The sequence below is a fragment of the Thalassolituus sp. LLYu03 genome, from assembly GCF_050507655.1.
In the GTDB taxonomy this organism is placed as follows: domain Bacteria; phylum Pseudomonadota; class Gammaproteobacteria; order Pseudomonadales; family Oceanobacteraceae; genus Venatoribacter.
The window spans coordinates 217,616-231,852 of the sequence record NZ_CP191496.1; the positions used below are offsets into that span (position 1 = coordinate 217,616).

13 protein-coding genes are annotated in these 14,237 nt (G+C 54.7%); 7 read left to right on the forward strand and 6 right to left on the reverse strand.

The annotated features are described in order from the left end of the window. Nucleotides 1–357: 357 nt before the first annotated feature. Both ACQUQU_RS01055 and ACQUQU_RS01060 read right to left on the reverse strand, forming a co-directional pair. Nucleotides 358–1,497 carry a hypothetical protein gene (locus tag ACQUQU_RS01055; protein ID WP_430461397.1) on the reverse strand — a complete coding sequence of 380 codons (1,140 nt, stop codon included), beginning with the start codon at nucleotides 1,495–1,497 and terminating at the stop codon, nucleotides 358–360. Between the two features lie 129 nt (nucleotides 1,498–1,626). Beyond that, on the reverse strand, nucleotides 1,627–2,829 hold the full coding sequence (locus ACQUQU_RS01060; RefSeq protein ID WP_430461398.1) for a trypsin-like peptidase domain-containing protein: 1,203 nt from the start codon (nucleotides 2,827–2,829) through the stop codon (nucleotides 1,627–1,629). A gap of 62 nt (nucleotides 2,830–2,891) precedes the next feature. Between ACQUQU_RS01060 and ACQUQU_RS01065 the strand changes: the two genes are divergently transcribed. Then, entirely contained in the window at nucleotides 2,892–3,653 is a 762-nt protein-coding gene (locus ACQUQU_RS01065) for a Nif3-like dinuclear metal center hexameric protein (protein ID WP_430461399.1), read from the forward strand. A gap of 63 nt (nucleotides 3,654–3,716) precedes the next feature. Here the strand turns inward: ACQUQU_RS01065 and ACQUQU_RS01070 are convergent, their stop codons facing one another. Next, complete coding sequence (locus tag ACQUQU_RS01070) at nucleotides 3,717–4,361, reverse strand: LysE/ArgO family amino acid transporter (RefSeq protein WP_430461400.1); 645 nt, start codon at nucleotides 4,359–4,361, stop codon at nucleotides 3,717–3,719. Nucleotides 4,362–4,454: 93 nt separating this feature from the next. On the opposite strand from ACQUQU_RS01070, the gene ACQUQU_RS01075 reads away from it, so the two are divergent. Genes ACQUQU_RS01075 through ACQUQU_RS01090 form a run of 4 tightly spaced genes read left to right on the forward strand, consistent with a single transcriptional unit; the run spans nucleotide 4,455 to nucleotide 6,532 of the window. Next, complete coding sequence (locus ACQUQU_RS01075) at nucleotides 4,455–5,354, forward strand: LysR family transcriptional regulator ArgP (protein WP_430461401.1); 900 nt, start codon at nucleotides 4,455–4,457, stop codon at nucleotides 5,352–5,354. Nucleotides 5,355–5,414: 60 nt separating this feature from the next. Next, the gene (locus tag ACQUQU_RS01080; protein WP_430461402.1) at nucleotides 5,415–5,873 is read left to right on the forward strand and encodes a hypothetical protein; all 459 of its coding nucleotides are present in this window, start codon (nucleotides 5,415–5,417) and stop codon (nucleotides 5,871–5,873) included. Nucleotides 5,874–5,885: 12 nt separating this feature from the next. Next, the gene (locus tag ACQUQU_RS01085) at nucleotides 5,886–6,200 is read left to right on the forward strand and encodes a hypothetical protein (RefSeq protein ID WP_430461403.1); all 315 of its coding nucleotides are present in this window, start codon (nucleotides 5,886–5,888) and stop codon (nucleotides 6,198–6,200) included. Continuing rightward, entirely contained in the window at nucleotides 6,197–6,532 is a 336-nt protein-coding gene (locus ACQUQU_RS01090) for a hypothetical protein (protein ID WP_430461404.1), read from the forward strand. Before ACQUQU_RS01085 ends, ACQUQU_RS01090 begins: the two co-directional genes overlap by 4 nt. 85 nt (nucleotides 6,533–6,617) lie before the next feature. On the opposite strand, the gene ACQUQU_RS01095 is transcribed toward ACQUQU_RS01090, so the two are convergent. From ACQUQU_RS01095 to ACQUQU_RS01105, 3 genes are all read right to left on the reverse strand, one after another. Further along, the gene (locus ACQUQU_RS01095; protein ID WP_430461405.1) at nucleotides 6,618–7,121 is read right to left on the reverse strand and encodes a hypothetical protein; all 504 of its coding nucleotides are present in this window, start codon (nucleotides 7,119–7,121) and stop codon (nucleotides 6,618–6,620) included. An 18-nt stretch (nucleotides 7,122–7,139) separates the two neighbouring features. Further along, nucleotides 7,140–9,728, reverse strand: a complete 2,589-nt coding sequence (locus ACQUQU_RS01100) for a tandem-95 repeat protein (protein ID WP_430463000.1) — start codon at nucleotides 9,726–9,728, stop codon at nucleotides 7,140–7,142. A gap of 139 nt (nucleotides 9,729–9,867) precedes the next feature. Beyond that, a complete protein-coding gene (locus tag ACQUQU_RS01105; protein ID WP_430461406.1) occupies nucleotides 9,868–10,788 on the reverse strand; it encodes a DMT family transporter in 921 nt (306 codons plus the stop codon). A gap of 371 nt (nucleotides 10,789–11,159) precedes the next feature. Here ACQUQU_RS01105 and ACQUQU_RS01110 point away from each other — a divergent pair, with 371 nt between their 5' ends. Both ACQUQU_RS01110 and eno read left to right on the forward strand, forming a co-directional pair. Beyond that, nucleotides 11,160–12,788 carry a CTP synthase gene (locus ACQUQU_RS01110; RefSeq protein WP_430461407.1) on the forward strand — a complete coding sequence of 543 codons (1,629 nt, stop codon included), beginning with the start codon at nucleotides 11,160–11,162 and terminating at the stop codon, nucleotides 12,786–12,788. Nucleotides 12,789–12,830: 42 nt separating this feature from the next. Continuing rightward, entirely contained in the window at nucleotides 12,831–14,123 is a 1,293-nt protein-coding gene (gene eno, locus ACQUQU_RS01115) for a phosphopyruvate hydratase (protein ID WP_430461408.1), read from the forward strand. Nucleotides 14,124–14,237 lie beyond the last annotated feature (114 nt).

Consider the following 14,237-nt stretch of genomic DNA (forward strand, 5'->3'; position numbering starts at 1 on the left):
GGGCAGCCAATGCTTTCACCATAAAGCGATGTACCATCCCGGTTGTTTCGGATTTCATTCAGATCAGTTAGATCATTGATTTCAATCAGGCCATCGTCGTCAATATCATAATCACTGCGTCCGCTTTCCGCCCATACCTGCTGGTTAATTAGGGCTAAAAACATCGCAGTGACAAGAGTGTGTCTTGTCATGGTAATCCCTTATCGATTGTTATTAGGAGTTCATTATGAACCGATACGAGTGTACCAATCTGCGTGTGGTTTTAATTAGCTGATAATGTTCTTATTAGTTTTTTGGCATTTATAGATACATTTTTCTGGTCTCAGTGGATAATATGTTGGGGTGTTTTACGAACGTTTATTCAATTATTGGTAGATCGCTTTGTTCAAACGCCTCATGCCCGGTTGGCTCAAAGCGTTGGGCGCCGTTCTGTTGCAGACGGAAGTCGGATAAATCTTTCATCACGATCTGACGGGCGCGGTTAATGCCGCCTAATGGCCTGTGCTCGACGATGCCGTGCCACGGATTAAACGAGATGTTTTCACAGAACTGCTTCTGCGCGTCCGAGGTAAAGGTCTGCGCCGGAATGTCGATGCGTGCCAGTTTAATCAGCGGTGAGCCTTCTTCGCTCCAGCTGATCAGGGCATTTTCCGTTGGGTTGTCGTGCGGGTCTTTTTGAAGCTGAATATAAAAATCCAGACAGCCGGTTCCGGTCTTCAGTTGTTTATCTAAGTTCATCGCCAGGTAGTGCTCAGAATCGGTCACGCTGCCCGGATTATCAGAGCAGGTGCGCAGCGCATAACGCACCACATTCGGGTAAGTGAGCATGCCATCGCTGCCTGCCACCGGCAGGCCCAGCGCGTAAGGCGTTACGCTGTTCCACTTCACGTTGAGCGGGTTGTTGTACACCTTGGCGCCGCGCAGGATGTTCCATGCACCGCGCGGATGCGTGATCAGGAATTTTGTGCGGCTGCCGTGGAAATTCTCGAAAAAGAAATCAAAAAACTGCTGAGGGTTCGCCGCAAAAAACGCATCGTGCCCTAAGAACAGAAAATCCTGCGTGTGCTGTTCATCGCCGGGTTTGGCAAAGCGTTCGCCACTCACTTCGGTCAGCTTCATCGCCAGGCCGCGGAAATCCTTTTCGCCGTCGGCGGTAATTTTCTCTACCGAATTGGAAAAACGCATCCACACAGGATACTGGTTGCCGGGCTGGAATATTCCCTGCTGAAAGGCAGGGTCTAACTCGCTGTTGATATGAAAAGTCCCGCGGATACAGCCGTTGTCTTTCGGATGGGTGTCGCGCAGCTTATTGGTATCCGCGTACTGCACTTGCAGATTGTCGGTCAGCAGTTTGGAAATGGCGGCGGTGGTTTTGTCTTCGCCTTCCGGTTTGTGTTCCTGACCCAGCGGCAGATCCGGCGTTGGCGTGCAGGCGGACAGAAACCAGGAGCATAGAATTAAAGATACGGCCTGAACGGCCGGATAGACGGTACGCATACAAATCCTTTTGCGAATGTTCCGGAGGTGCGGCCAGTGTACCTGCCGGCTGCACGCTAATCCACCAGAGCAGCCGGCCTGTGGAGCCGACCTGAGCGGCTGATTTTGGTCGGCTAAGTGTCCTGATGATTACTGTGCAGCGGCCGGTGTCTGATGTGATTCCCGCAGGCCGGCGGTGGCGTGGGTTTTCATCGTCTGGCCAGCCCGGATCATTTCCAGATCAATGCCGTCGCCCGGACGCAGTGCGGCAATCTGGTTCATGGCGGCGCGTGCATTGGCGGCGTCCTGTCCGTTAATTTTTACCAGAATATCGCCGATCGCCAGTTTGGCGGCATCGGCTGGACCATCCGGATAAATGCCGGTGACGATCAGGCCGGTTAACGCCTGGGGTAAGCCCAGAGCTTCCAGTAATTGTGGCGAGGATTCCTGCACTTCGATGCCCAGCCAGCCCCGGATAGTGGTGCCGTGGGTGGCGATGTCGGTCAGGGTGCGGGTCGCAACCGACGCCGGAATAGCAAAGCCAATGCCCTGACTGCCACCGGATTTGGAATAAATGGCGGTGTTAATACCCACCAGTTCGCCCATGGCGTTAATCAGTGCACCACCGGAATTACCCGGGTTAATGGCGGCGTCGGTCTGAATGTAATTTTCGTAGGTATTGATGCCCAGTTGGTTACGGCCGGTGGCCGACACTATGCCGAGCGTCACCGTCTGGCCGACACCGAACGGATTACCGATGGCCATCACCACGTCGCCGATGCGCAGGTTGGTATTTTGTGCGACCTGAATGTAGGGCAGGTCGGCCAGTTCAATTTTCAGTACCGCAAGGTCGGCTTCCGGGTCGGTGCCGACAATGCGGGCGTTGACGTCACGGCCATCGTGCAGGGCTACCACAATCTGGTCGGCGCCGTTGATCACGTGGTTGTTGGTCAGCACATAACCGTCCGGCGACATAATGACGCCAGAACCCAGACTCGACTGAATGCGCTCATTGGGCTGAGGATTGGTGCGGAAAAAACGCTGAAAAAACGGATCATCGAACAGCGGGTGGGTTTTCCGCTTCACCACTTTGCGGGTGAAGATGTTCACCACCGCCGGCGCCGCGCGGTCGACGGCATCGGCGTAGCTGACCGGTCCCTGCGTAATGGCGGACGGCGTTGTGCTGGCCGGCAGGATACCGTTTTCAGCGGCAGCAGGAGCTTCAGACGTCAGCGCAGTTGGCTGGGCCGGTGACACCAGTCCCGGCGCCCACAGCAACACGGCCAGCGCGACGGCCAGACCGGTCAGGGCCGGAACGACAAGGATGTTAATGACCGACTGCAGTGAGCGCATTTGCTGAACCTCCACCAAGCCCATAAACTGCGGAAAACGCAATGTTATCAGAACCGAGGCCCATGATGCTGAATCGTCGAGAACTCCTGAAGCACCTTGACGCTTTATTGCAAACCAACCGTTTCCGCGATTACTGCCCCAATGGTCTGCAGGTGGCGGGGCGTGAGCACATCAGCCGTATCGTCACCGGTGTGACGGCCAGCCAGGCGTTGATCGATCAGGCTATCGCGCTGGGGGCGGATACCATTCTCGTGCATCACGGCTATTTCTGGCGGGGCGAGGATGAGCGTGTCATTGGTATGAAGAAAGAACGGCTGAAAGCCCTGCTCACGCACGACATTAACCTGATTGCCTACCACCTGCCGCTGGATGCGCATCCGGTGTACGGCAATAACGCACAGCTGGCGGATATTCTGAACCTGCAGACCGACGGTTTGCTGAACGAGGCCGATCCGTATTCGGTGGGCAATATCGGCCGTCTGCCGAAACCCATGACAGCCAAAGAATTCAGCGACTGGATTGCCGATGCATTGCAGCGAGAACCGCTGCACATCGGCGAAGAAACCGATGTGATCGAAACCATCGGCTGGTGCACCGGCGGCGCGCAGGGGTATTTGCAGCTGGCGGTAGATGCTGGCGTGGATGCCTTTTTAACCGGTGAAATTAATGAACCGGCGGTGCATCTGGCACGCGAAACCGGCACGCATTTTTTCAGCGCGGGTCATCACGCTACAGAGCGTTATGGCGTGAAGGCGCTGGGTGAATATCTGGCCGGCGAATTTGGTGTGACAGTGGATTTTGTCGATATCGACAATCCGGTCTGACTCTTTTTAAAGAAAGAACCGGACATAAAAAAGCACCGCACGCGGTGCTTTTTTATTGGCATATCAGGCGCTGAATAAACCGCTGGCCTGAATCGCCAGTGTGGTGGCGATGTAGAGCATGATGGCGGCGGTAATGCCATCGAACACCCGCCAGTGCGCCGGGGAACTCAGGGTTTTGCGCAACTGTTTGGCGCCCAGTGCCAGCGAACTGAACCACATAAACGACGCGAACGAAGCACCGACGGCAAACAAAACCGGCGACGATTGCTGCGAGCCGACACTGCCGATCAGCACCACGGTATCGAGATACACATGCGGATTCAGCAACGAAATCAGCATGGCCTGACCAGCCGCCTGCCATGGGCTGCCGCGCTGTACATCACCGCTCGCCACTAAGCTGCCGCCACTGCTGTGCCAGATACGTTGCATGGCGTGCAGGCTCATCCACAGCAGAATGCCTACCGCCAGCCAGGTAAACACAGGCGTCAGCAACGGCAGCTTTTCCTGCACGTGATTCATAAAAAATACGCCGGTAAAAATAAGCACGCTGTCGATGGTGATACACACGGCAATGATGGCGCGCGGATTTTCATTATGCAGGCATTTGTTCAGCACCCAGGCGTTCTGGGCGCCGATGGCAACGATCAGGCCGATGGCCGTTAAGAAACCGGTCAGAACCGGTGCGAAGTCGAAAGGAAAAGGGAGCACGATGAGCGTCCGGCAAGGGGTGAATGGCGCGACAATAAGTGACTTGCTACTATCAGTCTATGTAATAAATCTTATGAGACATTAGTAAGGCTTATGATTGATTACCGAGCTCTTGAAGCCCTGACCGCCGTTATTGAGTACCGCGGATTTGAGCGTGCCGCTCAGCGGCTGAACATCAGCCAGTCGGCGGTGAGCCAGCGTATCCGTCAGTTGGAATACAAACTCGGGCAGCCGGTGTTATTGCGCACGACTCCGCCGCGCCTGACCGACCTCGGCCAGCGACTGACCAACCATCTGCAGCAGGTGCAGCAGCTGGAACAGAGTCTGGTATTGCCGCAGGAAGACGAAGCCTCCAGCCGCATCCGGCTGGCGGTGAATGCCGATACGCTCGACACCTGGCTGGCGCAGGCCCTGCTGAACAGCCGTGATTACGAGCGCATGGATTTCGAACTGATCGTCGAGGATCAGGACGTCGGCCTGAAACGCATGCGCAATGGCGAAGTGATGGCCTGCGTCTGTGCGTCGCCGTCGCCGGTGAACGGTGGCTTGTGTCAGCCTCTGGGCGTAATGCGTTACCGCGCGCTGGCCAGTCCGGATTTTCTGCAGCGCTTCGGTATTACCGCGCGCAACCGGCGCAAACCCGGCTTGCTGGCGGCGTTGCCGGCACTGATTTTCAGCAGCGACGACCGTCTGCAGCACCGATTTCTGCAGACGGTTTCACCGGATCATGCGGAGCCTTTGCGCACCCATTACTGCCCCTCTTCAGGAGGCTTTGTGCGCATGACGCTGGCAGGGCTTGGCTACGGCATGATTCCGCAGATTCAGGTCGCGCACCATTTGCAGAACGGCGAACTGGTGGACGTGGTGCCGGGCTACCATCTGGATGTGCCCTTGTACTGGCATTATTGGCAGACCGAAAGCGGGTTAATGAAACAGTTGCGTCAGGCTGCGTTGGCCGAGGCGAAAAGTGTGTTGCTGCCAATGGCATGCTGATCCATTGATTTAACAATAACTCCTGATACTGTGCGCTTTTCAACATAAGGGACTATCGAATTGAAGAAGCGATTCTGTGCCGTTGCCCTGCTCTGCAGTGTGTCGGTTGGCTGCGCCAACCTGACCGCATGGCAACTGAATGATCTGGATCAGACGGCTATGGCCGGACAACGGGTGACACCGGTTGAGATCCGCCTGAGCGAAGGCGCCGTGGACACCGTAGCCATCTCAGATGCGGCACGGGCAACGGGTGATTCCAAGCTGGGGCTGGCCGCGTTACTGGTGGCGACGGCGGTTTCTCTGTCCACCGCCGACGGCCGTGTGGTTACCCGCTCGGAGCTGAGTGGTGGCGTCGACTGGAAAGCCTTACAGGAATCCTTGTGCCCGGATGGCACGCTGACCAACTTCCGCGCGGTCAATGAGTATTACGATTACCTCTTTTATCAGAGCTTTAAATTCGGCTTTGATGCCGACTGTATCCATTCTGAACAAGCCGCAGACGCCGGCGCCCAGCTGTAAAGGGACTTATTCATGTTAAAACGCATTTCAGTATTCTTGTTGTCCGCTTATGTTCTGACCGGTTGTGTCAGCCTGAATTCGGTTTCCCAGACGGCTATTCCGGCCGATCGTAACAAGCAGGTCAGTGCCGATTCGTCACAATGGAGCTTGCTCGGCATCGCGTTCAGTAATGGCTTCGTCAACGTTGCCGTTGATGATCTGAAGGCTCAGTGTCCGGACGGTAAAGTGCAGGGCATTCTGACCAAGTTCGACAGCGTCTTTTTTTTCCCGGTTCTGGTGCGACGCGTGAATGTTGAAGGCTTTTGCCTGAGCGGGAGTGAAGGATGATCCGCTTAACCTCATCGCTTCTGCTTGCGCTGATGCTGGTCGCTCCGGCTGAGGCGCGGGTGTTTGCGCAGAACCTGAATCCACAGGAAGCTGTACCAGCGGGGTTTACCGCGCGTCCTGTATTTGCTTCGGCGAGTCAGAGTGTGGTGTTCTTTTCCACCAATTCAGACTACGTAGAAACCGCCCGCCAGCGATTGCTGTCGCAGTGCAGCGGCGACATTACCGGTATTTCCACGCAATTTGCGGTCACTCCCAAGTTTCTTCATTACATCAATGAAGTGCGTATGGAAGGGCTGTGTATTGAGCCTGACGTCGCCGCTGTTTCTGAATAACGGCATTTAATGACTCCGCGCCGCAGATTGTGATGCAACGCTATGAAATAAAAAGCCAGCAAATGCTGGCTTTTTATTTTACAAATTACTTCGGTGAGTAGCGTTTGGTGTTGATCTCCAGCTCCGCCGATTCAATATCACTTCGGCTTTTCAGCTGCTCAAGTGCAGCCAGAAGTTCTGTGGAATCGTCGAAACTTAGCAGGATGTATTCGCTGCCAAAACGGGTTTCGCTGGCACCTTTAACATTCAGCGTTGCCGCCGTGGTTTTTACCATGATAGCGCCGGTTATTTTTCCGGTGGTGCGTTTGTTCTCGGTCTGCATCAGCTGGCCTTTAAACAGTCCCTGTTTGCGCTCGCTGTTCATGGGGCTGATGGTCAATACCAGCGGCGAGAAGTGTTTGCCGGCACTTTCAACAACAACGCTTGTGTCCAGTTTGAGATGGTCTGTAGTCTCATCCTGAATCGCGCCAGCTTTTTCTGTGAGAGGCGCCGGGCTTTTGCTCATGCTCAGTAGCTGTGCCTTTATGTCGGCCTGGACACTTCCGCAAACAAGCAATGTGCCAAGAATAGCAATCCTAATAGTATTCATAGTTATGTCGTCCTTAAATCAGTGTCCGTAAATTCGCAGCGCTACGCTGGTAAGGGTGCCTGTTGAGCTGTTGTTTGGTGAGTCGTAATACAGCCAGTCATTTTCATTGGTACGGTGAATGTAAAACCTGAAATATCCGCTGTTGGTATCAGTGATTTTCACCGTCCAGGTGCCTTCTGAAGCCTCTCCGTAGAATGCATTACTCAGTAAAACGGTGTTGTTGAAGTCTGCGCTTTCGCTGTCATCCTGATCCATTACCAGCAGACTGCGAGGAGGCAAAATCATCGATTTAGTACCGGTCGGTGACGTCAGTTCGATAGCAAGGTCCGCATCACGGCCATGGGTTGTACTTATTTTAAGCTGCACAGACTCGACGGTTAATCTGTTACTGACGTAAATACCTTTGCTTGTGCCGGTGTTTCCTTCAGGAATCGGTACGGCACTTGTATTTGCCGACGAAATAAAGTCCGTTTCAACAACCGAAGGAAGTAATGAGTAGGAATGAGATGTGGCCATATCGACTGCCGCTGTGGCATCAACCATGCCGAAACCATACCAGTTGTGGAAATGGTAGCCTGCGCTGTTGGTTATCCAGCCGGGTTCGGCAACAAAGGTTTCGGCCCCATTGATAATTTCAACCGGAGTAAAGTTTGGATCAACTTTCTTGGCTGTTGTTGCCAGAATATGGCGTACATCCCGCCAGCTCAGGCTATCGTTACTTGCCATAATTAATGCGGCAACGCCAGAAACGACCGGGGTAGCCGATGAGGTGCCGTTGAACGTGGAGGTGTAGTTACAGTCGGTATTTTCCGTAGTCCCTCCGTTAAAGCCATCTTCACCGTACTGTGCATAGCCGCGAGCGCAGCCGGTCAGATCTGTAGTGATCATGGCAGGCTGTGCATCACCGTCTTCACCGCCTGGCGCTGATACCCATACCGATGCTCCGACACTGGAGTAGGACGCCAGAGGATCTGCCGCACTGGCGTTTAGTGCGGAGATGACCGTTTGATAGAAGCTGGATGATTCTGGTTCAACACCAGAAATATGTGCGCTCAGAGGGGGGGTAGAGTCATCGGCTGCGTACTCAGAGGCAACAACATCAATATTGTTGCCTAAAATTTGCATTGAGGTGCCGACATAGCCGAAGGAGTTTCCGGCCGCTTTCAACATCAATATGCCTTTACCAGAGTTGTTTGCGCTCATCACACTTTTAAGATGCGCTTCAGCTGCATTGTTCCAGGTGTCAAAAAAGTTTTGAGGGCCGGTTATGTTGGCTCCGTAACTTTGATTCACGATCTGAACATCGTCAGTCTGGCTCCCGCCATGATTATTTTCCCACTCATCGAGCAATTGCGTTTCCAACCAGTTGAACCCCATCAGGCTTGCATCGGGAGCGACGCCTCGTCCACCAATGGCATTGAACGCCTTTGCTGCGATTAAACCGGCAACCGAGGTGCCGTGATCTCCGCCGTTATCCGCAGGAGTCGGGTCGGTATCACCATTTACATAGTCGTATGAGCGCCCGGCCAGTACGTTGGCACTCAGGTCTTCATGGTTTATTTCGAGACCTGAATCCACAACAGCCACTTTAACGCCACTGCCTGTTGTGCCATTGATATGCAGGTTGCCGATATTGATGTCATGCCCCGCAGTCCCACTGTCATCAGAGTAAGCATTCTGTCCAGTGTTGTGCAGGTGCCATTGATCGGTAAGCAGTTTGTCGGTCACGGTCGTGAAGCTGACGGTCGTTTGTATCGTGCTGATACCGTCAGAGACATTCACCTGAATGGTTTCGAAACCATTTGTTGTGGCTGTGCTTTGGTAGCTGAAAGTGCCGTCGGTATTAAGTGTCAGACTCACGTGGTCCGGTAGTGTCTGATTTTCAGGTAATGAGAAGGCCAGCTCGTCACCGTCAATATCGGTTGCTGCCAGAGTGCCGCTCAGAGTTTGGTTATCCCGGGTTGAAAAGCTGTTTACCTGAGCTTGTGGTGCATCGTTTACCGGAGTCACATTAATGGTCAGGGTAGCTGTTGTGCTGAGCTCGCCATCGCTGACTTCTACAGAAACAGAATCACTGCCGTTGAAATCAGTTGCAGGCGTGTATGTGAGTTCGCCAGCTTCAGAGAGGGTCGCTTCCCCATGTTGAGCAGTGGTGCTGAGGCGATAGGTCAGATCTTCGTTAGCATCATCCACATCGGAAGCGACAATGTTGGTCGTCATTGTCTGATCTTCGCTTGCCGTCAGATTCTGTGCCGTACCATTGTTGAACTCGGGAGCGTCATTCACGGCAGTAACGCTTATATTAAAGTCGGCGATGACATCGCTTTTACCATCACTGACCACGACAGAGAGTGCGTCCGCTCCATGGTAGTTGCTTGCGGGGGTGTAAGTGATCAGACCTGAGGAGCTGATGACAGCGTCGCCGTTGGTGGGCATGTTGCCAAGTATGTAAGTCAGCGAGTCACCGTCAGCGTCATTGGCAAGCACCTGGTGCTGAATCGCGATATCTTCAGTCGCCGTAAGATTGGCGGAGCTGGCGGTCGGTTGGGAGTTACTGTCCCCGGAGCCTGAGCCGCCGCAGGCGGCCAGCACGCAGGATAGGGTCATCACGGGGAGAAGGTGGTCCGTTCTCATATCTGTCCTTGGTAGAGTGTGGGATCGGCGATTTTGCAGATAATTTACACACTAGCAAGATCTGTGATCGGTATGACAGGCAAAGTCGTGGAACGGATCACCTTTTGTGTGGCTATTTCTGCAACCGCCGCACGCCCAGCATCACCAGCGCCATGCCAATGGCGGTCAGCCAACCGAAGGGTTCTCCGAGCAATACAACCGCCATCACTGTGGTCATCACCGGGCCTATGGTGCCGCTGACCGCCGCTTTGGCCGGGCCGATACGGCGAATGGCTTCGCTGACCATAAACGAGGGCAGTACGGTGGCGAACAGGGTCAGGGCAATGGTGCCGCTCCAGCGGGCGCTGTTCATGGGCGGCAGTTCGATACCCTCTGCCAGACCGTAATGCACGGCGGTGGCCAAACCGGCGGCACCCATCGCAACGCTGGTGAACAGCAGGCTGCCCATCTGCGCGATGGCTTTCTTGCTGAACAGAATGTAGAGGGCGAACGACAGCGCACTGGCCAGTATCAGCAGGGTGCCGGTGGTGACGTCGCCCTGTTCACGACTCAGGGTGAAATCATGGCCGAACACCAGCAGCAGGCCGCCGTAAGTAAGCAGCAAGGCGATGCTCTGTTGTTTGCCGAACGGCTGACCGAAGAACGCCGCGCCCAGAAGCACAACCAGGGTGGGGTAGGCGTAGAGGGTGAGCCGCTCCAGTTGCGCGGACACGTACTCCAGACCTTTCAGGTCGAGAAACGACGCCAGCCAGTAGCCCAGCAAACCGATACCGGCGGCCTGCAGCATCTGCGGCAGGGCGGGTTTGTCGGCCAGTTTCCGCCACGCGATCCAGCCCACCACCAGATACACAGGCATGGCCATCATCATCCGCAGCCACATCAGGGGCAGTGAACTCATGCCGAGTTCATACAGCCATTTGATCAGGATGGGCTTGGTCGAGAACAGAAACGCAGCACTGAGGGCCAGCGTCAGGCCGTAGCGGGTGGTTACTGTGGTGTGCGCCAGTGGTTGGGATCGGTCGGTGTCAGTCATTGCCAGCTTCCTTTTGGGGTTAAGACTGACTGCAGTGATGGGCGTTGAGGTTCCGGCCGCAGAGCACTGCAGCCGGTGGGGAGAATCAGTGGATCGTCACCGATTCCCGCAGGGCCGCAGACAGGTGCCAGCCCAGCCATTTACGGGAGGCTGTGGACGCAAGAGTCAGGTTGCAGTAAGCGGCGCTGAGGCGGGTCATGAACTAGCCTGAGGAATCAGTGTTAAAACGCAGCAATCTAGCAAAGAAAAATGCCTCTTAACAGTGCCTTTTGTTTTACCCGGCGGGAGGGTTCTGGTATTCTGCCCCCCCATCTTGAGCGAAGGTTCTACACCTTCCGTTTTGATTTCAATTCTCGTTTCGCGGACCTTCTATGACACGATTTATCTTTGTCACGGGCGGTGTTGTTTCTTCTTTGGGGAAAGGCATCGCTTCTGCATCTCTGGCTGCCATTCTGGAAGCCCGGGGCCTCAAGGTGACTATGCTCAAGCTGGACCCTTATATCAACGTGGACCCGGGCACCATGAGCCCGTTCCAGCACGGTGAAGTCTTCGTGACCAATGATGGCGCGGAAACCGACCTCGATCTGGGTCACTATGAGCGTTTCATCCGTACCACCATGTCCCGTCGCAATAACTTCACCACAGGTCGTATCTACACCGACGTGCTGGCGAAAGAGCGTCGTGGTGACTATCTGGGCGGTACTGTGCAGGTGATTCCGCACATCACTGACGAAATCAAGCGTCGTGTGCTGGAAGGCGCCGAAGGTTCTGATGTGGCGCTGGTGGAAATCGGCGGCACTGTGGGTGACATCGAATCCCAGCCATTCCTGGAAGCTGTACGTCAGATGAAAGTGGAACTGGGCTCCAAGCGCGCTCTGTCTCTGCACCTGACCCTGGTTCCTTACATCGCTACCGCTGGCGAAACCAAGACCAAACCGACTCAGCACTCAGTAAAAGAGATGCGCACCATTGGTCTGCAGCCAGACGTACTGATCTGTCGTTCCGACCACAAAATTGATGCATCTTCCCTGCGTAAGATTGCGCTGTTCACCAACGTTGAAGAGCGTGCCGTTATTCCGCTGGAAGACGCCGAGACCATCTACAAGATTCCGCGCATGCTGCATGAAGCGGGTCTGGATGATCTGATCGTTGAGAAATTCGACCTGACCTGTAAAGAAGCTGACCTGTCCGAGTGGGACGGCGTGGTAGATGCCAAGCTGAACCCGGAAAGAGAAGTGACCATCGCCATGGTCGGCAAGTACATGGATCTGCTGGATGCCTATAAGTCGCTGATCGAAGCCATCGGTCACGCCGGTATTCATCACAAGTCCAAAGTGAACATCCGCTACATCGACGCCGAAGACATCGAGCGTAAAGGCACTGATGTGCTGTCCGATGTGGACGCGATTCTGGTTCCGGGTGGTTTCGGTAACCGTGGTGTGGAAGGCAAAATCCGCACGGTTCAGTACGCCCGTGAAAACAAAATTCCTTATCTGGGCATCTGTCTGGGTATGCAGGTGGCGGTTATTGAATACGCCCGTAACGTGGTGGGCTGGACCGATGCGCAATCCACCGAGTTTACCCACGACAGCAAGCACCCCGTGGTTGGTCTGATCACCGAGTGGCAGGATGCTTCCGGTAACGTGGAAACCCGCGACGAGAATTCTGACCTGGGCGGCACCATGCGTCTGGGTGGCCAGGAGTGCATGCTGACTCCGGGCTCCAACACCGCCAAAGCCTATGGCAAAGACGTGATCCTTGAACGTCACCGTCACCGCTACGAAGTGAACTCCTCTCTGGTGCCTGAACTGGAGAAAGCGGGTCTGCGTATCGCGGGTCGTTCCGTCGATGGCGAGCTGGTGGAAGTGGTTGAGGTTCCGGATCACCCATGGTTTGTGGGTTGTCAGTTCCACCCGGAATTTACTTCGACTCCGCGTGATGGTCATGGCCTGTTCTCAGCCTTTATCGCTGCGGCCTTTGAACATAAAGAATCCCGTTAATACACGTTTAAATAGAAAAAGCCTCTGATTGTGGAGACAACCATGGCGAAGATTATCGATATCAAAGCACGCGAAGTGCTGGACTCCCGCGGCAACCCGACCGTTGAAGCCGACGTTACCCTGGAAGGTGGCTTCTTCGGTACTGCATGCGCGCCAAGCGGTGCATCAACCGGTACCCGTGAAGCACTGGAACTACGTGACGGCGATAAATCCCGTTACCTGGGCAAAGGCGTTCTGAAAGCGGTTGCCAACATCAACGGCGACATCAAAAACGCGCTGCTGGGTATGGATGCGCTGGATCAGCGTGCTCTGGACAATGCCATGCTGGCGCTGGACGGTACCGAGAACAAATCCAAGCTGGGCGCCAACGCCATTCTGGCTGTCTCCCTGGCCGCTGCCAAAGCCGCTGCTGCTGCAAAAGGCGTAGAACTGTACGTTCACATCGCTGACATCAACGGCACTTCAGGCGTGTACTCTATGCCAGTGCCAATGATGAACATCATCAACGGTGGTGAGCACGCCGACAACAACGTCGACATTCAGGAATTCATGGTACAGCCAGTTGGCGCGCCTACCTTCGCTGAAGCTCTGCGTTGCGGCGCCGAAATCTTCCACTCACTGAAGAAAGTGCTGTCCTCTCAGGGTCTGAACACTGCCGTTGGTGACGAAGGTGGTTTCGCGCCTAACCTGGCGTCTAACGCCGATGCGCTGGCTGCGATTAAAGAAGCCGTTTCTGCTGCAGGCTATGAACTGGGCAACAACGTGACTCTGGCACTGGACTGTGCGTCTTCCGAATTCTACAAAGACGGCAAGTACGACCTGAAAGGCGAAGGCAAAGTCTTCACCTCCGAAGGTTTCTCTGACTACCTGGCTGACCTGTGTGCTCAGTACCCGATCGTTTCTATCGAAGACGGTCAGGACGAATCTGACTGGGCTGGCTGGAAATACCAGACCGAAAAACTGGGTGCCAAAGTTCAGCTGGTGGGCGACGACCTGTTCGTAACCAACACCAAGATCCTGAAAGAAGGCATCGAAAAAGGCATCGGTAACTCCATCCTGATCAAGTTCAACCAGATCGGCTCTCTGTCCGAAACTCTGGACGCGATCAAAATGGCGAAAGACGCAGGCTACACCGCTGTGATCTCTCACCGTTCTGGTGAAACCGAAGACAGCACCATCGCCGATCTGGCGGTTGGTACTGCGGCAGGTCAGATCAAGACTGGTTCTCTGTGCCGTTCAGACCGTGTATCCAAGTACAACCGTCTGCTGCGCATCGAAGAACAACTGGGTGCCAAGGCCCCATACAAAGGTCGCTCCGAGATCAAAGGTCAGTAATAGAAAAGGCCTGTCCACGCTAAGTGAGCAGGCCTGCTGATTCTGGTTTATTACTGCTGGGGGTGTTCCACTCAGCGTGATGTAGCAACCAGTTATCAGCCTGACGGTTATGGT